The sequence below is a fragment of the Verticiella sediminum genome (assembly GCF_007558815.1).
In the GTDB taxonomy this organism is placed as follows: Bacteria; Pseudomonadota; Gammaproteobacteria; order Burkholderiales; family Burkholderiaceae_B; genus Verticiella; species Verticiella sediminum.
In genome coordinates, this window is sequence record NZ_VLTJ01000023.1 from 36,547 (window position 1) to 55,555 (window position 19,009).

The window sequence follows — 19,009 nt, forward strand, 5'->3', positions numbered from 1 at the left end:
CGCGGGCGGCGGTTCAGCCCGCGCGCAGCGCCGGGCCGGCCGGCTGTGCCGGGGCCTGGCCGGGCGCCGCGATGCGCAGGTGCGGCAGCGTGTACAGCCGCTGCCGGTACATGGTGTCGGCCCACAGCGCATGCGCCAGCGCCTCGCGCACCAGGGCCGCGTCCGGGTCGAGCGGCGTATAGCCGTCGGGCGCGGCGTAGCGGAACTGGACGGCGGGCTGGTGCGGTTCGAGCACCGTCAGGGTGTCTGCCTTGAGGTAGCCGTAGGCCTCGCCATACTGCATCAGCGCGCGTCCGCCGGCGTCGTCGCGGGTGAGATCGTGGCCGATCATCGGGTGCTCGCAGTCGACCCCGATCAGCGAGAGCAGCGTCACCGGCAGGTCGATCTGGCTGATGAGGCGGGTATCGCGCCGCGGCGCGATGCTGCCGCCCAGGATCAGGGCGGGAATATGGAAGTGGCGCAGCGGCACGCGCTCGCAGCCGCCCACGCGGGCATCGTGATCGGCGGCCACCAGGAATACCGTGTCGTCCCAGTAGCGGCAGGCGCGGGCCTGCTCGAAGAAGCGTCCGAGCGCCCAGTCGGCGTAGCGCACGGTGTTCTCCACCGTGGCCGGCGCGCCCTCGGGCCGGATGCGCCCGGCCGGATATTCCCAGGGCGTGTGGTTGCTCACGGAGAAGGCGAGGGTGAAGCTCGGCCGCTCGTCGTCGCGCGAGAGCAGCTCGTGCAGACGGGCGAACATGTCCTCGTCGCTCGCGCCCCAGGTCCCGACGAAGGCCGGGTTCTCGAAGGTTTTCAGGTCGTACAGTTCGTCGAAGCCGTTGCCCAGGAAGAAGCCCCGCATGTTGTCGAAGTGGGCCTCGCCGCCGTAGACGAAGCGGTTGACGTAGCCTTGCTCGCGCAGGGCCTGGGCCAGGGTGAAGAAGCGGCTCTGCGCGTTGGGCAGGCGCAGCACGGCCTCGGAGATCGACGGCGGAAAACCGGCGACCAGGGCTTCCAGCCCGCGCACCGAGCGCGTGCCGGTGGCATAGGCGTTGACGAAATCCCAGCCCTGCTCGGCCAGGGCGTCCAGCTCCGGCGTGAGCGCGCGCCCGCCCAGGTGCGCCACAAACTGCGCGCCCAGGCTCTCCTCGACGATGATGACGAGATTGCGCGGGCGCACGGCCGGGCGGCCGCCGCCGTGCCGATGCAGCGTCGGAATCGCCGCGTCCGGGGCGGGCGGCGGCAGGCCGGCCGCGCGCGCGACCTCCTGCTGCACGACGTCGGCCGGCAGATCGCCATAGGCGTCGGCGCTCGAACGCTCGTTCTTCAGGCAGTAGGCGGCGTACATCACGCTGTAGAGGGAATTCAGCGCCAGGGCGTTGACCAGCGCGTCGCCGCAGAAGGCCACCGTCGACGGGTTGATCGGCCGGTGGCGCAAGGTGCCGCGGATCGCCAGGAACGACGCCAGGACGGCGAGCAGGCTCAGGCCGGCCTTGGCCCACCAGGCGTCCGGCAGCGCCCGCCATTGCGGTTCGGCGAACAGCCAGTGGCCCAGCAGCGCGAACACCGCCACGCCGGCGATGGCGCCCAGCGCGCTCGCCCGGTAGCCGCGCCAGAGCATGGTCAGGACTTCGCGCGGGTGCTGCAGGTAGGCGATGTACAGGCGGTTGGGGCGGGTGTCGTATTCGTCGACGAACTGCGGCGTGGACACTTCGAGCAGCACGATCAGCAGCCAGGCGAACTGCAGCCAGACCGCATTGATGGCGATGGCGAGCGGTGCGTCGCCGAGCCAGGGCGCCAGCGTGAGCGGTACGGCCGCCGCCAGGGCCACGAGATGGGCGTCGATCCTGAGACCGCCCAGCAGCAAGGGCCACAGTCCGCGCACCGCGCGCACGCGCTGGCGCTGCCAGCCGATGAGGGCCAGGCGCGAGGCGCTGAGCAGGAGGAAGCTGGCAAGCAGGAAAGTCAGGGTCTGCGAATACATGGATGCCGGTCGTACTGAGGATGGATCGCATGTCGCCGGGTGCGTGCATGGCAGGGCAGCGCCCCGGGGGCGACCGGCCGATCGTAGGTGGCGGGGCGTCAAGCGGGCATCATGGATTTGTCAAATTTCCGTCAAATCGGCACGGCTGGCCCCGGGGCGGGCGGCGGGCGTGGCGGATCGGCATCGAAAGCCGCCGATGCGCGTGCGCGATGCGCGCAAGGTCTGCTACAAGGTGGCCTGCCCTTGCTTTTGCCTGCTGCCGAATCCGGTCCCGCTCATGGTGTCCCCGTTCAAAAGTGTTTCCGGCCTGCGACGGATACGCTGCGCCGCCGTCTACTCGGCGCGCGGCTTCGGCGCGGCCTTTCGCCACGAGGCCGCGTTCCGCCAGGAGTTGGCGGTCATCGTCGTGCTCGTGCCTTGCGCCTTCGTGCTGGGCGAGGGCGCCGTGCAGATCCTGCTGCTGCTGGGTTCGCTGGCAGCGGTGCTCGCGGTCGAACTTCTGAACTCGGCCGTCGAGGCGCTGGCCGATGCGCTGTCGCTGGAGCATCACCCGCTGCTCGGGCGGGCCAAGGATCTGGGCAGCGCGGCGGTCATGCTCGCCATCGGCTGGGCCGCCTTGGTCTGGCTGACCTTTCTCGTCCTGTACCTGCGCCGTTGAACCGTGCGCCGCTGGCCGCCGTCAGCGCACGCTGCGCTCCAGAGCGAGTCCGGCGCTGCGCCGCAGCGTGTCCGCAAAGCCCCCGCGCACGCGCGAGTGGGGCCGCGCGCTGGTGTAGACGCGCGGCCGCGCGCTCCAGGCGATGGGGATGCCCGCCGCCGCCATGCGGTCGACGAGATGCTGGTCCTCGCTGCACCGCAACGGGGCGAAACCGCCGACCTGGTGGTACGCGGCGGTGGCCATGCCGAGGTTGGCGCCGTGCACGTGCCGGTGGCCGTCGCGATCCTGGTAGCGGGCGGTAAAGGCCGCGCGTGCAGCGGCTGCGCTCGCGCCCAAGGGCGTCCAGTCGGCCACGGCGATCGTGCCGCACACGACGGGCGCGCGCAGCGCGAGCTGGCAGACCAGCCAGTCCGGGGCCACGCGGCTGTCGGCATCCGTACAGGCGAGCCAGCGCGCGCCGAGCGCAAGCAGCCGGGCCGCCCCCACGGCACGCGCGACGCCGACGTTGCGCGCGTGGATGGCCAGCGCCTGCACCGGCCACTCGCGCGCGATGCGTGCGCTGGCGTCGCGGCAGTAATCGAGCACGAGCACGATGTGCACCGATTCGGCGACCAGCCCGGGATGGCGGGCCGCGGCCATGACGGATTGCAGGCAGGCCGCCAGATGGGCCTGTTCGTTGTGGACCGGGATGCAGACGCCGATCATGCGCTGGCCTTGCGCCTCCAGACGTCCAGGCGGAACGTCGGCTCGGCATGGCTCACCAGGTTGACCAGGCCGGGAACCTGCGCGAAGGCTGCATGCACCTGCGCTGTGTCCAGCGTGCGATCGTCGAAATTGGGCAGCCAGTGGCAGAGCACCAGGTCGCCGCCGGCGGCGAGCGAGGCGAGGCAGCATTCGCGCAGCCGCGCCAGCGCGGGCGCGTCCAGGTAATACGCGAGCTCGGATACGACGATCAGATCGAACGGCCCCTCGGGCGCCTCGGGCCAGTGCTGCGGCACGTGGCCGACGCGGAATTCGAGGTCGGGGTCGTCGGGCGAGGCGGCGAGCCGACGGCAGCGTGCGATGGCCTGCGCCGAACAGTCCATCGCGAGCAGCCGGCCGCAGCGCGCGGCCAGCGCGCGGGTGGTCACGCCGTTGCCGCAGCCGGGCTCGAAGGCATTGGCATAGCTCTCGCGGGGCAGGCTGGCGAGCAGGATGTCGCGCTTGCGCCGTTCGTACCAGGAGTGTTCCGCCTGCCACGGGTCCGGGTTGTCGCGATAGAGCGCATCGAAGTGCCCGCAGCGCTTGGCGATGTTGTCGTCGGTCATGTGAACATCACCTCGAAGGGCCGGGCCAGGCGCTCCAGGGCATGCGGCGGCACGATGGCATCGCGGCCGGTGGTGGGATCGGGAAGAAGCTGGGTCCGGTAGGCCTGCACCGCCTGCAGCTTGACCTGCAGGTCGGACGGCGACAGCGCGAGGGCGACCGCGCGCGTCCAGTCGAGCGCAGGGTCTTGCGGGCGCGCCCAGTGCCACGCCCAGACCGGCGCCTCCCACAGCGTCGCGCCCCGGCTCGCGCAGGCGGCGGCGCAGGCCCTGGCAGTCGCCTCGTGGTCGGGGTGGCCGTCCAGGCGCCATGTGGTGACGACCAGATCGTCGGGCCGCACCAGGGCCTTCAGCATGCGACCCAGGTCGTCCTCGTGGCGCGCACAGCCGCCGTCCAGCCAGCCGAGCCGGCAGATGGCGGTATCGATGCCCAGGTGCGCCAGGGCCCGGCGCGACTCCGCCAGGCGTTCGGCCGCCAATTCGGCGGGCGACCACAGCGTCGAGCCGCGGTGGCTGGCCTGGCCGTCCGTGACCGCCACCACGCGGACTTCCCTGTCGGCCGCGCGGGCGGCGCGCATGAGGCCGCCCGCGCCCAGGACTTCGTCGTCGGGATGGGGCGCGACGACGAGCAGGCGCGGATGCCGCGCGAAGCAGGCGGGCGCGTCGAGCGGCGGCACGGGGTGCCTGGAGAACCAGGCGCGCCAGGCGGATTCGCCGGTGCCGCGGCCGCGGATGCGGCGGCGCTCGGCGCCCGGGGCCGCGTCGGTCATAGCTGCCATGGGTCAACCTCCTGGGCGGCAATGTGCTGCCCGAGCCGGGCGAGGTCGCGTTCGGCATGGCTTTGCCGGATGTATATCGGCAGATCGGCGAAACGCTGCGCGAGCGCACCGTCCTTGCACAGGGGACCGGCGCCCAGCGCCCTGGGCGCACCGAGCAGCACTTGCTCGGCCGCGGATTCGACGGCGAGCCGCGCGCGCATGACCTGCACCGCGCAGGGGTCGGCGGGCCGGGCGTCGATGGCCTGCGCAGCGTCGCGCAGGAGCGCGCCGGCCTGGGCCAGCGCCACGTCCAGCATGCCCAGGCGCGCCTCGGCGTGGGGGTCGTCGCGGCGGCCGACGGCTGCGCGCAGCGCGCCGGCGATGGCGCAGGCGCCGCCGTACCAGCATGCCGCCACGCCCGCGGCGCCGTGGGTGAACCCCGGTCGCCGGACATAGGCATGGGGCTGGCCGACCTGCACGCCGCCCGCCTGGGTGAAGCGCACGTCGACGCTGCGCGTGCGCGCCATGCCCACTGCCTGCCAGCCGCCCCCGGTGATGCGCACGCCGGGCTGATCGAGCTCGACGAGCGCCAGCACCGGCTCGCCGGCCGGGTTCCAGCCGCTCACCAGGGCGTGCGTCATCCACTCGGCGCCCGAGCACCAGGCTTTGCGCCCGTCCAGCACGACCTCGGCGCCGCTGCCGGTGTGCCGGCCCGCCGGCGCCACGTCCAGGCGGGCGTCCGGTGGTTCGGCGCACCACGTGGCGCAGCGCCCATGCGCGGGCAATCGTGCGGTGGCGTCGAGTTCGGCCAGGATGGCGAGCGCGTCCGCATGGCCTTCGACCAGCTTGGCCAGCGCGAGATCGGCCGCGCCGCAGTCGGCCAGGGCGCGCCAGCGCTCGAGAGTTGCCCCGCTGCCGGGAAGTGGCCAGGGCCGCTCGCGCTGGCGGTCCACCCAGTGCGCGAACGCCTGCCCAAGAGACGGCGGTGCCTCGCAAGGCGTGGTCTGCAGGGACGCGATCGAGAACGGGTGGCGAGGTGCGACGCTAGGCATGGCCGCGGCGTTTCAGGGATGAGGTGATCCCGGAAAGCAAGCCCCGTGCCCCGCCCCTGGCCGAGTCCTGGCAACGAGCCGGCGCGGGGCCGCCGGATCAGGGTGTGTTGCGCGGCCGATGCCCGAGGCATGGCCGCGCGCCGCGCGCCGCCTTGGCGCGCCGGGCCGTCACTCGATGCCGTACTTGCCGGGGGCGATCACGCCGTTGGGGTCCAGCGCGTGCTTGATCGCCGCGCATGCCGCGTTGAACTCGGGCATGCGCTGCTCGGCGTGAAACGACTGATAGAGCGTGGGCGCGCGGCCGACGAAGACGCCGTTCGACGCGAACAAGGTGGCCATCTGCCGATAGCAGGCGTCGGCGCGCGCGCATTCGTCGGCATTCTCCCGGTTGAATAGGATCGAGTGCACCCCGCGCGCGAAGCGGGGCCCGCACACGTTGGACAGCAGGTATTCCAGCCCGTGATCGGTGCAGATCCGGCGCGCCGCGCGCTGGAATTCTGCGGCCACGCTGCCCACCATCGGCGTGCCGGCCGACAGCCAGGCCACGCCGCCGCCCGGACGCCAGCCCAGCATCTTCAGCTCGCTGTCGGTGGGCACGCCGGTATTGGCGTTGATCGCGATGTGCAGCGGCGCGATCTCCTGCGCTTCGTCCAGGGAGATGTGCCGTCCTTTGCCCGACGCGGTGAAATGGCGCACGACGCGCTCCACCGAGGGCGCGACCGCGGCCTTGCTGGCGCCGTAGAAGGCGCCCGAAACCGTCCACGCGCCCAGGCCGTAGCGCTCGCGCAGCGCGGCCCGCCCCGCGTCCGACAGCGTGCGGGTGCCGCCCGTCCGGGCATATTCCGGATTGGAGGTCGCGGACGACAGCAGGTAGAGATCGTTGGTGGCCCGGATCAGCGTCGGCACGAAGTTGCTCTGCTTGAGCGGGCGGATGAGTTCGATCACCTCGCCCAGGTCGTCGTCGTCCGGAAAGGTGAAGAAGAAGGGCTCGATGTGGGGCGGGCGCGGCATCAGCCACATTCCCATGCGGGTCACGATGCCGAAGTTCGATTGCGAGAACAGGCCGTCCAGGAAGGGCCCGAAGCTGTACTTGGAGACGTGCCAGTTCGGATGCGCGTCGCCCGCCAGGCTGCCGTCGCCGGTACGGATCACGTCGCCGTTGCCCAGCACCACCTCGACTCCGCAGCTCATGCCGAAATGGTCGGCGTAGGCGCCGCTGCCGCCGCCCTTGTCCAGCGCGTTGGCCAGAACGCTGCCCTGCGAGGGCCCGGCCGTGGGCGACATCATGAGCCGGCTGCCGCGCTCGAGCAGGGTATCGTGCAGCGCGCGAAAGCTCACGCCCGGCTCCAGGACGCAATAGCCCAGCGTTTCGTCGATCTCCAGGATGCGGTTCATCCGGCGGCCCAGATCGACCACCACCTGGCCCGGGCGCACGGGCGAACGTGTACCCAGGCCGATGTTCTGCCCGTTGCTGATGGGAAAGAGGGCTACGCCGTGTTCGTTGGCCAGGCGGACCAGCGTCTGCACCGCGGCCGTCGAGTCCGGATAGGCCACGGCGCCGGGCCGCGTGTCCGGCGCCGGCAGCGTGTGTTCGCCGTAGCGATCGAGTACGTCGTCGACGAGCGTGATGGAAGCTTCGCCCAGCAGCTCGGTGACGGCGGCGACGTAGCGCGTGATGGAGTCGGAAGATGGCATGGAGTTCACCAGAAGGAATCGCCGGCGTCGGCGGTGACATTGGCGGTTTCGGGCACGGCAGGAGCCTCCTCGGCGACGACGGCGCGAGGCACGTAGTGTTCGAGGCCGCGCGGAGCCGGGCCGCCCGTGGCCCAGTCCAGGAGTTGAACCGTGTGCGCGACGGGCACATCGGTGTAGCGTGACATCTGGACCAGGCAGCCCATATTGCCGGCGGCGATGACGTCGGGCGAGGCGTTCGCCGCGTGCATGGCCTTGCGGCGGCCCAGGCGCTCGGAGATCTCGGGCTGCAGGATGTTGTAGGTGCCGGCCGAGCCGCAGCACAGATGGGCTTCGGCGATATCGCGCACCTGCAGCCCGGCGTCGCGCAGGGCCTGGCGCGGCGGGCGCTTGAGCCGCAGGCCGTGGTTGAGCGAGCACGCGTCGTGATAGGAGACGATCAGGCCGGCCGCCGCTCCCGTCGGCGCCAGCGCCAGTTCCTGCGCGAACTGCGTCACGTCGCGGGTGGCGTGCTTGACTCGCGCCCCGGCCTCCCGGCGTTCGGGATGGTCCGACAATACCTCGTCGTAGTGCTGCATGACCGACATGCATCCGGACGTCGTCGCGAGCACGGCGTCGATGCGGCCTTCGGCCAGCGCGGCGTCCAGGGTACGCACCAGCTTGAGCATGTGCCGCACGGCCGGCTTGCGGCGTCCCATGTGCAGGTCCAGCGCGCCGCAGCACAGCCCGGCCGGCGTCGGCTGGACGTGGATGCCGGCGCGCGCAAGCAGGCGCAGCGCGGCGTCGTTGATCTCCGCGCCCAGCACCGACTGCGCGCAGCCGCTCAACAGGGCAACCCGGCGTTGGGGCGGGGCGTCATTGCGCACGGGCGGGGCCGCGCTGCGCCCCTTCAGCGCGGCCAGCCCGGGTGCCCGAGCCAGGCCGGCGAGCGCGCCGAGCGGGCCGGGCATGCGCGCCGCGACGCCCGGCAGCCGCGTGGCCAGCGCCACCGCCGGACGCAGCAGCGCCGGCGTGGTCAGCGTGCGCGCGACCAGGGAGCGCAAGGCGCGCTGCGGGAGCGGACGCACGCCGCTGGCCTCGATGTGCTGGCGGGCGCCGTCGATGATCTCGCGATACGAGACGCCGGCCGCGCAGGTCGTCTCGCAGGACAGGCAGGACAGGCAACGGTCCAGGTGCTTGACTGCCAGCGCGGAGGGCGGGCCGTCGTGAGCCAGCATCTCCTTGGCCAGCGCAATGCGCCCGCGCGGCGAGTCGTGTTCGTCGCCATCGAGAACGTAAGTGGGACAGACGGCGGTGCAAAAGCCGAAATGCGCGCACTTGTCGACTTCGGCCCGGACGTGATCGATGCGGTGGATCGCAATGGTGTTCTTCATGCTGGACATGCCGCGTTCGCCGTCATGGTTCGACGGCACGAGGCCATTGTGTCAGTCCGAAGAAACGCCAGCGCCGCTCAAAGCGTCAGGCGAATATGCTCACGGCGTCACGGCGCAGAATGCGCGCTAGCCGGGCGCCGTGCGGCCTGCCCGGAGCACGTGGCTCGGCGGCGCGCCATAGCGTTCGCTGAAGCGCCGTGCGAAATGCGAGAGATTGTTGAAGCCGCTGGCAAAGGCCGCGTCGCCCACGCTGCCCGCGCTTCCCGATTCGAGCAGGGCGTGCGCGAGCTTCAGGCGCCCGTCCACCACGTAGGATTCGAAGGACGTGTCGGCATGCCGTCCAAAGAGGCGGTGCAGGGTGCGGACCGACATGCCGCATGCGGCGGCCACGCGGGCCGGCGAGAGCTCGCAGTCGGACAGGTGCATGTCCACATAGCGGCGCATCGTGTCGAACGACATCTCGGTGACCTGGCGCCGAGCGCCGGCGTGCGCCGCGAAGCTCGCGCTCAGGGTCTCGACGACGGTGCGCAGCAGCATGTCGACGGTCGAATCCTCCAAGCCATGGCGAGGGTCGGTCAGCACCTGCACGCTGGCCGCCAGCACGGGCGCCAGGCTGGCTTGCGCGGGGAGCACGACGGGATTGTCCAGTTGCCTGAGCGCCGGCGCCCGCGCCGACAGCAGGCTGCGCGGCAGCAGCACCAGACGGCGCGCGGTGTCTTGCGGGAAATCGATCCGGAAGGCGCGCCCGGCGTCGATCAGCGCGAGCGAGCCCGGTGTGAGCTCCACCGAGCCATGGCCTTGCGAGATATGGGCGCCGCCCTCGGTCTGCAGGCTGAGCATGAGGTGGTCGCCGTTCTGGCGGCGCGCCTGCGTGTGCGAGTGCCGGATGCGATGCGCCGTACAGGAGAAGTTCACCATGCGCACGTCGGCGCGGGCGCGACTGTACATGGCGCCGGAAAAATCCTGCGTGGAGTCGGTGTCGAAGTCGGACTCAATGACGCCGTGGCGGACGGCATCGTGCCAGAACTCCACTGACCTGCCCGCCCCGTGCTCGCGGGTGCACCAGTGCTGCCACATAGCGTTCATTGCCATATCCGGATAGTGACGCTGCCAGCGTGCTCGATTGGCACTGAGAGTCGAGATAACTATAGCAAAGGCCCCCACAATTCACTAGCGCGGCAACGCCCAGCCATGCCGGCATTTCCTTCCCACGGGCAACCGCATTCAGGAGCATCACATGCAACGACGCCAGTTTCTGGCTGGCGCAGCGCTCGCGCTCGCGCACAGCCTCGTCCTCGCACAGCCGGCCTATCCGGACAAGCCCGTGCGCGTGATCGTGGGCTTTGCCCCCGGCGGCGGGACCGACGTCGTCGCGCGCCTTTTGGCGGAACAATTGCAGGGCCAGCTCGGCCAGCCCTTCGTCGTGGACAACCGCCCCGGCGCGAGCGGCGCCATTGCCATCGGCGCGGTCAAGCGCGCCGAGGCGGATGGCTATACGCTGCTTGCCGGCCCGAGCAGCGGAATGGTGGTCAATCCGGCCCTCTACAGCAATCTGGACTACGACTCGGTGAAGGATTTCGCGCCGATTGCCCTCGTCGGCGACATTCCGATGGTGCTGGCGGTCAAGCCCGAACTGCCGGTGAGTTCCGTTGCCGAATTGATCGCACATGCCAAGAACAGCAAGCAGCCGCTGTTCGCGGCATCCGGCGCCACCTCGTTCCAACTGGCCACGGAGATCTTCGCCAGCCGCGCCGGAATGGACGTGGACGTAGTGAGCTACCGGGGCAATTCGCAGGCGGTGACCGCCGTGCTGTCCAACGAGGTGGACTTCGCCCTGATCGATGCGGCAGCCGTGCTGGCTCAGGTGAAGGCGGGCGCCCTGCGGGCCCTGGCCGTGACCAGCGCGGAGCGCTTCGGCAGTCTTCCCGAGCTGCCCACGGTGGCCGAAGCCGGCGTGCCGGACTTCACCATGAGTTTCTGGCAAGCGCTGTTCGCGCCGGCCGGCACGCCGCCGAGCGTCGTCGAGACGCTGCAGAACGCCACGGCCAGGGCCATCGAGAACCCGGTGGTCGCGCAACGGCTGCGCGCCATGGGCGTCGAGCCGATCGGCGGCACGGCGGCCCGACTGGCGGATGTCATGCAGCGCGAGATACCCATGTATGCACAGGCGGCCAAGGCGGCGAACATCCAGCTCGAGTGATGGACAGCCTGTTGTGTCGTTCCCTTAGACATTGAAGACGATCATGGAACCTTCCGCACACGTTGACACTTTCTGCCGCGACCATCTGCCGGCGCCCGAGGATTGGCCGGCGCTGTTGACCGAGTGCCCGGACACCCAGTGCGGTTCGCGCCTGAACTGCGCGTCGGCGCTGCTCGACGACTGGGTGGCGCGCGGCCAGGGCGAGCGCATCGCGCTGCGCTGGCGCGGCGAGGACGGGCCGATGCGCATGAGCTACGCCGAGCTTGCGGCCCTCACGAATCGCATCGCCCACGTCCTTCTCGACGACATGGGATTGGTGCCGGGAAACCGGGTGCTGCTGCGCGGGCCGAACAATCCGATGATGGCGGCGGTATGGCTGGCCGCGGTCAAGGCCGGCTTGGTCACCGTGCCGACCATGCCGCTGCTGCGCGCCAAGGAACTGAAGCAGATCGTGGACAAGGCGCAGGTGCGGGCGGCGCTTTGCGACGCACGGCTCGCCGAGGATATGCACGCCTGCGCCGATCCGGACAGTGCATACCACTGCCCGGGATTGGCGCAGGTCGTCCTGTTCAATTCGGCGCAGCCGGATTCGCTGGACGGCTTGGCGAAGGGCAAGCCGTCGACGTTCACGGCCTGCGACACGGCGGTAGACGACGTCTGCCTGATCGCCTTCACCAGCGGCACCACGGGTCAGCCCAAGGGTTGCATGCATTTCCATCGCGACGTGCTCGCCATGTGCGACCTGTTCCCGAGGCATGTCCTGAAGCCGAGCGCCGCCGACATTTTCTGCGGGACGCCGCCGCTCGCCTTCACCTTCGGGCTGGGCGGGCTGCTGTGTTTTCCGCTGCGTGCGGGCGCGAGCGTGGTGCTCTCGGAACGCCTCACGCCGGAGGGCCTGCTGGCCGAGATCCAGGACTTCGGTGCGAGCATCGTATTCACCGCACCCACCTTCTATCGGCAGATGGCTGCGCTGGTGGGGAATTACGAACTCGGTTCGCTGCGCAAGACCGTGTCGGCCGGCGAGGCGCTGCCGGACACCACGCGCCAGCTCTGGAAGGCAGCCACCGGCATCGAGATGATCGACGGTATCGGTGGAACCGAGATGATCCACATCTTCATCTCCAGCCCGCCGGAGCAGGTGCGCCCCGGCACGATCGGCCAGGTGGTGCCAGGCTACGTCGCGCAGGTCGTGGATGCGGACATGCAGCCGGTGCCGGACGGCACCCCCGGCCGGTTGGCGATCAAGGGGCCCACGGGCTGCCGCTACCTCGCGGACGAGCGCCAGCGCCGGTTCGTGGTCCAGGGCTGGAACCTGCCCGGGGATACCTTCGTGCGCGATGCGGACGGCTATTTCCGCTACGTCGCGCGCAACGACGACATGATCGTATCGGCCGGCTACAACATCGGCGCGCCCGAGGTCGAGGAAGCCCTCATGCAGCATCCGGCGGTGGCCGAGTGCGGCGTGACGGGGGCGCCGGATCCGGCCCGCGGGCAGATCGTGCAGGCTTACGTAGTGCTCAAGCCGGGCCATGTGCCGAACGAGGAGACCGCGAGCCGTCTGCAGGATTTCGTCAAGCAGACGATCGCACCGTACAAGTATCCACGTCGGATACTGTTCGTACCGGCGCTCACGCGCACGGAAACCGGCAAGCTTCAGCGGCAGGCGCTCGGCTCGCTGGCGCCCTGCCTGGTATCACCCGCTGCCGATGGCGGCGGTACGGCGCCCCGCTGAAGCGCCGCGCGGTGCGACAAAGCGTCGCGTCCCGGCAGGCGCAGCGGCGTGGCAGCGCTCACCAGACCTGGACGCGCTGTGCTTGCGGCCGGGCCATGGGCTGCCCGGGGGCGCAGGCGAAGGCTGCGGCGTAGGCCGGCAGGTTGGCCGGGGGATTGTTGGCGCGGAACGCGCCGGGGGCATGCGGATCGGTCTGCAGCCTCACCCGCAGGGCCGGCTCGCGCACGCGTTCGCGCCAGTTGCGGACCCAGGCAAGGAACACGCGCTGTTGCGGCAGAAAGCCGTCGACCTCGCCGCGCGGGTAGCGTCCCTGGGCCACGCCCGCGGCGAGCGCATCGCTGGCGGCGGCGAGCCCGCCCAGGTCGGCGATGTTCTCGCCCAGCGTCAGGCGGCCGTTCATGCGCAGCGCCGGCTCGGCGGGCAAGGGGACGTAGGCCTCGGCCTGCTGAACCAGCAGCGCGCCGCGCTCGGCGAAGCGCGCGGCGTCCGCGGGTTTCCACCAGTCGACCAGGCGGCCGGTCTCGTCGTACTGGCTGCCATGGTCGTCGATGGCGTGGGTCATTTCATGCCCGGCGACGGCACCCAGCCCGCCGAAGTTCAGAGCGGCGTCCGCCCCCGGATCGAAGATCGGCGCCTGCAGGATCGCGGCGGTGAAGGTCATGGCGTTGCGTGAAGCGTCGTACTGGGCGTTCACGGTCTGCGGGTTGATGTCCCAGCGGTCGCGCTGCACGGGTTGGCCGAGCCGGGCCAGCGCCAGCATGCGCCCGTGGGCCAGCGCGGCGCTCACGTTGGCGTAGTAGCCCGAGGGCCGGATGCCGGCCTGCGACCAGTCGTCCCATGGCGTCGGATAGCCGATGTTCAGGTGCATGGTGGCGATCTTGCGCAGCGCGGTGGCGCGCGTGTCCTCGCTCATCCAGTCGACCCGCTCGACACGCCGCAGCAGCGCTGCGCGCACGTCCTCGACGATGGCCTGCGCCGCCGTGCGGTGGGCTTCGTCGAAGTGGCGCTCGACATACAGCTCGCCCAGCGATTGGCCCATCGTCGCGTTGATCGTGTCGAGCACCTGGCGCCAGCGCGGTGGGGCTTCGGGAATGCCTTGCAGCGTGGTGTCGTAGAACGCCGACGCCGCCTGCCGCCAGGCGCTGCCCAGGTAGCGCGCGGCGCGATCGAGCAGGCGCCAGCGCAGCCAGGTGCGCCAGTCCTCGATGGGGGTGGTGGCCAGCAGCGCGTCCAGCCCGGCGAAATAGGGCGCCGGGGCGATCGAGAGGTCGCCCGCGTCGGCCACGCCCAGGGTGCGCAGGAGGCGCGGCCAGTCGAAGGCCGGCATCTCGGCCATGGCCTGCTCCAACGTGACGCGGCGGAACTGGTTGCGCGGCTGGGCCGCTTCTTCCGGCGACGGGGCACGGGCCGCCAGGCCGGTTTCCACGCGCAGGACGGTCGCCGCCCGTGCGCGCGCTTCGGCCGCGTCCGCGCCGGACAGCGCGAACAGGCTCGCGATGTAGTCCAGGTAGGCCGCGCGCAAGGCCGCGCTGTCCGGGTCGGTGTAATCGGCCGGTGTGGGCAGCCCGAGGTCGGCGGGGTAGAGGCCGAGCACCTGTTCCTGAGGCGCATCCTGCGCGGGTTCCACCGCCATGGCGAACATCTCGTCCTGTCCGGCGGCGGCCCGCCGACCCACGTAGGCCGCGAGATCGCCGGGCCCCGCAATGGCCTCGACCTGCGCCAGGGCGTCCGCCAGCGGCGCCATGCCCTCGGCCTCGATGGCCTGGATGTCCATGCCGCTGCGATAGAACCAGCCGACCCGGCGCCATGCCGAGGCCGCCTCGGCCTGGTCGGCCCTGGCCTCGGCCTGCTGCGCGAGTTCGCGCTGCGCGGCCAGGCCGGCGTCCGCCATGATCGACAGTGTGCTCACCGAGGCGCGCTCGGGCGGAATGCTGGTGTCCTGCAACCAGTGGCGGTTGACGTAGGCGTTCGCGTCGACGCAGGGGTCCGCGGTGCGATCGAACTGCGCGACGTCGAGGTTGGTGCCGGCGTCAGGGCGCGGATCGTCGCCGGCGCAGGCCGAGGTCAGGCAGGCGACGGCGAGGGCGAGCGCGGAAAGCAGGACGGGCTGGGGCATGGCTGGGCGTCTGCGGGAGGGAGTGTTTCAGATCGAAAGCCGTTTCGATGACCGGATGTTACTTCGCCGGCAGGCTTCGCAGAAGCCTGCCCAATACATACGGCGTATCGCGCGATGTGAACAAAGTATTTTTCCTCGTTCTCCATGCTGCTTAGGATGGCTGCTCTCGATGCAAGGAGTGCATGAATGAGCGGGCCATTGAGCGGCGTGCGCGTCGTCGACATGACAACGGTGCTGATGGGGCCCTACGCCACCCAGTTGCTGGGCGATCTGGGGGCGGACATCATCAAGGTGGAACCGCCGGCGGGCGACACTGTGCGCACGATCGGGCCGGCCCGCAACGCCGGCATGTCGGCGATCTTCCTGAACTGCAACCGCAACAAGCGCAGCGTCGTCCTGGATCTGAAGCTGGACGATGGGCGCGATGCCCTGCTCAAGCTCGTCGCGCGGGCGGATGTGCTGATCTACAACGTGCGGCCGCAGGCGATGCGCCGTCTCGGCCTGGACTACGAGGACGTGGCCGCCGTCAATCCGTCGCTGCTCTACGTGGGTGTGTACGGCTACGGCCAGCAAGGCCCTTATGCAGACAAGCCGGCGTATGACGACCTGATCCAGGGCGCCGTCGGGCTGCCCATGCTGGGTGCGCTGGCCGGTGCCGACGAGCCGCGCTACGTTCCCAACGCCATGGTGGACCGGATCGTCGGCATCCACGCGGCCAACGCCGTGTCGGCCGCACTGTTCGAGCGTTCGCGCTCCGGCGCGGGGCAGCGCATCGACGTTCCCATGTTCGAGACCATGGCCGCCTTCGTCCTCGGAGACCACCTGAACGGGCAGACCTTCGACCCGCCGCTCGCGCCGGCCGGCTATGCGCGCCTGCTCAACGAGTATCGGCGGCCCTACGCCACGCAGGACGGCCACGTCTGCGTGCTCATGTACAACGACAAGCAATGGCGCCGGTTCTTCGCTTTGGTGGGACAAGCAGCGTTGCTGGAGAACGATGCGCGCTTCTCCACCATCGCCAGCCGCACCGAGAACATCCGCGAGCTCTATCGCCTGGTCGCCGACATCATGCGCACCCGCACCACGGCTGCCTGGATCGAGGCGCTGGAGGCGGCGGACATCCCGGTGATGCCCATGCATACGCTCGAGTCGCTGCTCGAGGACCGGCATCTCGCCGCCGTCGACTTCTTCACCGTTGCCGAACACCCCTCGGAAGGCCGGCTGCGCCAGATGGCGCCCGTCGCGCAGTGGTCGCGCACGTCGCCTGGCGTCTTTCGCCAGGCGCCGCGCCTGGGCGAGCACGGGCTCGAGGTACTGCGCGAGGCGGGCTTGTCCGATGCGCAGATCGCAGCACTGGAGAAGTCCGGGGCGACCCGGCTCGAAACCGGCCCTTGACCACGGGCCAAAGCGCAAGCCCTGGCCATCAGGGCGGGGCTTGCCAAGCAGATCCGTTTCGGCGCCGCAGGCGCCCTCAGCCAGCGCGGGCTTCCGTCCTCAGGCGGGAGCGGCTCGCACGATGCGCGGCACACGCGCGCGAGGAGACAACGAGCATGAACCCATTGACCACGGCGCAGCAGGAGATCCGCGACGCCATCCTGCGGCTGTGCGAGCCCTTCGATGCCGAGTACTGGCTGCAGAAGGATCGTGTGGGCGGCTTTCCCTACGACTTTCACGAAGCGCTCGCCCGGGCGGGCTGGCTGGGCATCGCCATCCCCGAGGCGTACGGCGGCTCGGGCCTGGGGATCGCCGAGGCGGCGGTCATGATGCAGGCGATCGCCGAGTCGGGTGCCGGCATGAGCGGCGCATCCGCCATCCACATGAACATCTTCGGCCTGAATCCGGTGCTCGAATTCGGCACGCACGAACAGAAGGCGCGGATGCTGCCGCCGCTCATCGCCGGACGCGAGCGCGCCTGCTTTGCGGTGACCGAGCCCGATACCGGCCTGAACACGACACAGCTCAAGCTGCGCGCGGAGCGTACCGACGACGGCTACGTCCTGAGCGGCGCCAAGACCTTCATCTCGACCGCGAGCAGCGTGGAGAAGATGCTGGTCCTCGCGCGCACCACGCCGCTCGAGGCCGTGCGCCGCAAGACCGAGGGCCTCACCTTGTTCTACACCGATCTCGACCGGCGTCACGTCGAGACTCGCGAGATCGACAAGATGGGGCGCAAGGCTGTCGACACCAATCAAGTGTTCATCGACAGCCTGCCGGTGCCCGTGGCCGACCGCATCGGCGAGGAAGGCCGGGGATTCCACTACATCCTGCAGGGCATGAACGCCGAACGCATTCTGGTGGCCGCCGAGGCCATCGGGCTGGGGCGCGCGGCACTGCAGCGCGCCGCCCGATATGCCAGGGAGCGCGTGGTGTTCGATCGCCCCATCGGCAAGAACCAGGCGATCCAGCATCCGCTGGCCGAGTGCTGGATGGAACTGGAGGCGGCCAACCTGATGATGCTCGCGGCGGCCGCGGCGTTCGATCGCGGCGAGAACTGCGGTGCGCAGGCCAACGCGGCCAAGTATCTTGCCGCCGAAGCCTGCCACAAGACCTGCGAAGTCGCGGTGATGACGCACGGCGGCTATGGCTACGCCAGGCAATACCATGTCGAGCGGTATCTGCGCGAATCCTATGTGCCGCGCATCGCCCCCATCAGCCCCCAGCTCATTCTCTGCTTCATCGCGGAGAAGGTGCTCGAGCTGCCCAAGTCATATTGAGATGAAGGCCCACCCCCTACGTGCCGACGCGCGCCCCCCTCAACGGGGCGGCACTGGCGGACCGGCACAGCCGGTTCCGCGGTGCCCTGGATCGCGTCGCCGCAGTGTCATGCATCGGGGTGGCGCGCAGCGCCATGGATCACTGAGGAGAAGATGCGGATGTCGCAGCAACTGCTGTTGAGCGGCGGTTTTCATTACGAGGATCTCGCCCTGGGCGCTTGGTTCGTTTCGCGTGCGCGCACGATCACCGAAACCGACCTGGTGAACTTCGTCAACCTGAGCTGGCTCAACGAAGAACTGTTCACCGACGCGCACGATCGCGAGCGTATGGCGATCCCGGGCCGTGTCGTGCCCGGCGCCCTGGTCTACGCCTGCGCGGAAGGGTTGGTGACGCCGGCCATGATGGGTACCGGATTGGCCTTTCTGAATGCCACGCTGGACGTGTCGGCGCCGACGCTGGTGGGCGACACGATCCGTGTGCGCTGCGAGGTGATCGAGCGCCGGCTGACCTCGCGCGCGGACCGGGGGCTGGTGCGCACCCGCAACGCCGTCCTGAACCAGCGCGACGAAACCCTGATGACGTACACGCCGCTGCGCATGATGCGGCTGCGCACTGCGGGGGGCGCCTGAATGGAGGACTTCCTCAAGCTCGAGCGCGAGGGCGCGATCGCACTCGTCACGATGAACCGGCCCCACACGCGCAACGCGCTTTCGGATGAGGACGTGGCCGAGGCGTTCGAGCGCTGCTGCGCCACGCTGAATGCCGATCTTTCCGTGCGCGTGGCCGTGCTCACCGGCGCCGGTGCGGCTTTCTCCTCGGGCGGCAACCTGAAGACGCTCGCGGGGTCGGTCGGTGCCGGCCTGGGCGAGCCGGTCCTCAGCCGCCACGCGTATCGCGACGGCATCCAGCGCATCCCGCGGGTGCTCTGCAACCTGGAGGTGCCCACGATCGCGGCGGTGAACGGCGCGGCCTATGGCGCGGGCAACGATCTGGCCTGCATGTGCGACATCCGGATCTGCAGCGAAGACGCGGTGTTCGCCGAGAGTTTCGTGCGCCTGGGCCTGACGCCGGGCGATGGCGGCGCATGGCTGCTGCCCCGGGCAATCGGCTTGTCGCGGGCCTGCGAGATGTCCTTCACCGGCGAGCCGATCGACGCGCAGCAGGCCTATGCCTGGGGGCTGGTGTCCCGGGTCGTTCCCGCGGGGGAGCTGATGCCGGCGGCGCTCGAGCTGGCGCGGCGCATCGCGGTCAACCCCGGCCCCGCGCTGCGCATGACCAAGCGCCTCATCCGGGAGGGCATGCATACGCGGCTGGATTCGTTGCTCGAAATGTCGGCGGCGATGCAGGCGCTGGCGCATCACACAGCGGAACACGGCGCGGCGCTGGAGGCCGCGCTGCATCGATTGTCGCGCTGACCAAGCTCCCGCCTTCGGGCGAGAGCGATTC

At 70.3% G+C, this 19,009-nt stretch carries 16 protein-coding genes; 7 read left to right on the forward strand and 9 right to left on the reverse strand.

Features of this window, described 5'->3' with window-relative positions; all coding sequences use genetic code 11:
* Window positions 1-13: 13 nt before the first annotated feature.
* On the reverse strand, window positions 14-1,963 hold the full coding sequence (locus FOZ76_RS11835) for an LTA synthase family protein (RefSeq protein WP_143948474.1): 1,950 nt from the start codon (window positions 1,961-1,963) through the stop codon (window positions 14-16).
* A 277-nt stretch (window positions 1,964-2,240) separates the two neighbouring features.
* Here FOZ76_RS11835 and FOZ76_RS11840 point away from each other — a divergent pair, with 277 nt between their 5' ends.
* A complete protein-coding gene (locus FOZ76_RS11840) occupies window positions 2,241-2,621 on the forward strand; it encodes a diacylglycerol kinase (RefSeq protein WP_143948502.1) in 381 nt (126 codons plus the stop codon).
* Between the two features lie 21 nt (window positions 2,622-2,642).
* On the opposite strand, the gene FOZ76_RS11845 is transcribed toward FOZ76_RS11840, so the two are convergent.
* The 7 genes from FOZ76_RS11845 to FOZ76_RS11880 form a co-directional block, all read right to left on the reverse strand.
* The gene (locus tag FOZ76_RS11845; RefSeq protein ID WP_143948475.1) at window positions 2,643-3,326 is read right to left on the reverse strand and encodes a glycosyltransferase family 2 protein; all 684 of its coding nucleotides are present in this window, start codon (window positions 3,324-3,326) and stop codon (window positions 2,643-2,645) included.
* On the reverse strand, window positions 3,323-3,928 hold the full coding sequence (locus tag FOZ76_RS11850; RefSeq protein WP_143948476.1) for a class I SAM-dependent methyltransferase: 606 nt from the start codon (window positions 3,926-3,928) through the stop codon (window positions 3,323-3,325). The genes FOZ76_RS11845 and FOZ76_RS11850 overlap by 4 nt, the downstream gene beginning before the upstream one ends.
* On the reverse strand, window positions 3,925-4,704 hold the full coding sequence (locus tag FOZ76_RS11855) for a PIG-L deacetylase family protein (RefSeq protein WP_246129458.1): 780 nt from the start codon (window positions 4,702-4,704) through the stop codon (window positions 3,925-3,927). The genes FOZ76_RS11850 and FOZ76_RS11855 overlap by 4 nt, the downstream gene beginning before the upstream one ends.
* Complete coding sequence (locus FOZ76_RS11860; protein WP_170235409.1) at window positions 4,692-5,735, reverse strand: acyl-CoA dehydrogenase family protein; 1,044 nt, start codon at window positions 5,733-5,735, stop codon at window positions 4,692-4,694. The genes FOZ76_RS11855 and FOZ76_RS11860 overlap by 13 nt, the downstream gene beginning before the upstream one ends.
* A 168-nt stretch (window positions 5,736-5,903) precedes the next feature.
* Window positions 5,904-7,430, reverse strand: coding sequence for an FAD-binding oxidoreductase (locus tag FOZ76_RS11870; protein ID WP_143948479.1), 1,527 nt, complete (start codon window positions 7,428-7,430; stop codon window positions 5,904-5,906).
* 5 nt (window positions 7,431-7,435) lie between these two features.
* Entirely contained in the window at window positions 7,436-8,809 is a 1,374-nt protein-coding gene (locus FOZ76_RS11875; protein WP_246129460.1) for a heterodisulfide reductase-related iron-sulfur binding cluster, read from the reverse strand.
* Window positions 8,810-8,926: 117 nt separating this feature from the next.
* The gene (locus tag FOZ76_RS11880; protein ID WP_143948480.1) at window positions 8,927-9,886 is read right to left on the reverse strand and encodes a helix-turn-helix domain-containing protein; all 960 of its coding nucleotides are present in this window, start codon (window positions 9,884-9,886) and stop codon (window positions 8,927-8,929) included.
* A gap of 151 nt (window positions 9,887-10,037) precedes the next feature.
* On the opposite strand from FOZ76_RS11880, the gene FOZ76_RS11885 reads away from it, so the two are divergent.
* On the forward strand, window positions 10,038-11,000 hold the full coding sequence (locus FOZ76_RS11885; RefSeq protein WP_143948481.1) for a Bug family tripartite tricarboxylate transporter substrate binding protein: 963 nt from the start codon (window positions 10,038-10,040) through the stop codon (window positions 10,998-11,000).
* A 43-nt stretch (window positions 11,001-11,043) separates the two neighbouring features.
* Window positions 11,044-12,732 carry an AMP-binding protein gene (locus FOZ76_RS11890; protein WP_143948482.1) on the forward strand — a complete coding sequence of 563 codons (1,689 nt, stop codon included), beginning with the start codon at window positions 11,044-11,046 and terminating at the stop codon, window positions 12,730-12,732.
* 58 nt (window positions 12,733-12,790) lie between these two features.
* On the opposite strand, the gene FOZ76_RS11895 is transcribed toward FOZ76_RS11890, so the two are convergent.
* Window positions 12,791-14,848, reverse strand: a complete 2,058-nt coding sequence (locus tag FOZ76_RS11895; RefSeq protein WP_143948483.1) for a M13 family metallopeptidase — start codon at window positions 14,846-14,848, stop codon at window positions 12,791-12,793.
* Window positions 14,849-15,034: 186 nt separating this feature from the next.
* Here FOZ76_RS11895 and FOZ76_RS11900 point away from each other — a divergent pair, with 186 nt between their 5' ends.
* The 4 genes from FOZ76_RS11900 to FOZ76_RS11915 all read left to right on the forward strand — a co-directional run bounded on the left by FOZ76_RS11900 (window position 15,035) and on the right by FOZ76_RS11915 (window position 18,978).
* Window positions 15,035-16,243 carry a CaiB/BaiF CoA transferase family protein gene (locus FOZ76_RS11900; protein WP_143948484.1) on the forward strand — a complete coding sequence of 403 codons (1,209 nt, stop codon included), beginning with the start codon at window positions 15,035-15,037 and terminating at the stop codon, window positions 16,241-16,243.
* A 155-nt stretch (window positions 16,244-16,398) separates the two neighbouring features.
* A complete protein-coding gene (locus tag FOZ76_RS11905) occupies window positions 16,399-17,562 on the forward strand; it encodes an acyl-CoA dehydrogenase family protein (RefSeq protein WP_143948485.1) in 1,164 nt (387 codons plus the stop codon).
* Between the two features lie 159 nt (window positions 17,563-17,721).
* Window positions 17,722-18,192, forward strand: a complete 471-nt coding sequence (locus FOZ76_RS11910) for a hotdog family protein (RefSeq protein WP_143948486.1) — start codon at window positions 17,722-17,724, stop codon at window positions 18,190-18,192.
* The gene (locus FOZ76_RS11915; protein ID WP_143948487.1) at window positions 18,193-18,978 is read left to right on the forward strand and encodes a crotonase/enoyl-CoA hydratase family protein; all 786 of its coding nucleotides are present in this window, start codon (window positions 18,193-18,195) and stop codon (window positions 18,976-18,978) included. It abuts the gene before it with no gap.
* The last annotated feature ends 31 nt before the right edge of the window (window positions 18,979-19,009 follow it).

What these genes read in the sequence shown, in the direction of transcription:
- FOZ76_RS11835 (WP_143948474.1), bottom strand. Translation starts at nt 1,963, where the DNA reads ATGTATTCGCAGACCCTGACTTTCCTGCTTGCCAGCTTCCTCCTGCTC.
- FOZ76_RS11840 (WP_143948502.1), top strand. Translation starts at nt 2,241, where the DNA reads ATGGTGTCCCCGTTCAAAAGTGTTTCCGGCCTGCGACGGATACGCTGC.
- FOZ76_RS11845 (WP_143948475.1), bottom strand. Translation starts at nt 3,326, where the DNA reads ATGATCGGCGTCTGCATCCCGGTCCACAACGAACAGGCCCATCTGGCG.
- FOZ76_RS11850 (WP_143948476.1), bottom strand. Translation starts at nt 3,928, where the DNA reads ATGACCGACGACAACATCGCCAAGCGCTGCGGGCACTTCGATGCGCTC.
- FOZ76_RS11855 (WP_246129458.1), bottom strand. Translation starts at nt 4,704, where the DNA reads ATGGCAGCTATGACCGACGCGGCCCCGGGCGCCGAGCGCCGCCGCATC.
- FOZ76_RS11860 (WP_170235409.1), bottom strand. Translation starts at nt 5,735, where the DNA reads ATGCCTAGCGTCGCACCTCGCCACCCGTTCTCGATCGCGTCCCTGCAG.
- FOZ76_RS11870 (WP_143948479.1), bottom strand. Translation starts at nt 7,430, where the DNA reads ATGCCATCTTCCGACTCCATCACGCGCTACGTCGCCGCCGTCACCGAG.
- FOZ76_RS11875 (WP_246129460.1), bottom strand. Translation starts at nt 8,809, where the DNA reads ATGTCCAGCATGAAGAACACCATTGCGATCCACCGCATCGATCACGTC.
- FOZ76_RS11880 (WP_143948480.1), bottom strand. Translation starts at nt 9,886, where the DNA reads ATGAACGCTATGTGGCAGCACTGGTGCACCCGCGAGCACGGGGCGGGC.
- FOZ76_RS11885 (WP_143948481.1), top strand. Translation starts at nt 10,038, where the DNA reads ATGCAACGACGCCAGTTTCTGGCTGGCGCAGCGCTCGCGCTCGCGCAC.
- FOZ76_RS11890 (WP_143948482.1), top strand. Translation starts at nt 11,044, where the DNA reads ATGGAACCTTCCGCACACGTTGACACTTTCTGCCGCGACCATCTGCCG.
- FOZ76_RS11895 (WP_143948483.1), bottom strand. Translation starts at nt 14,848, where the DNA reads ATGCCCCAGCCCGTCCTGCTTTCCGCGCTCGCCCTCGCCGTCGCCTGC.
- FOZ76_RS11900 (WP_143948484.1), top strand. Translation starts at nt 15,035, where the DNA reads ATGAGCGGGCCATTGAGCGGCGTGCGCGTCGTCGACATGACAACGGTG.
- FOZ76_RS11905 (WP_143948485.1), top strand. Translation starts at nt 16,399, where the DNA reads ATGAACCCATTGACCACGGCGCAGCAGGAGATCCGCGACGCCATCCTG.
- FOZ76_RS11910 (WP_143948486.1), top strand. Translation starts at nt 17,722, where the DNA reads ATGTCGCAGCAACTGCTGTTGAGCGGCGGTTTTCATTACGAGGATCTC.
- FOZ76_RS11915 (WP_143948487.1), top strand. Translation starts at nt 18,193, where the DNA reads ATGGAGGACTTCCTCAAGCTCGAGCGCGAGGGCGCGATCGCACTCGTC.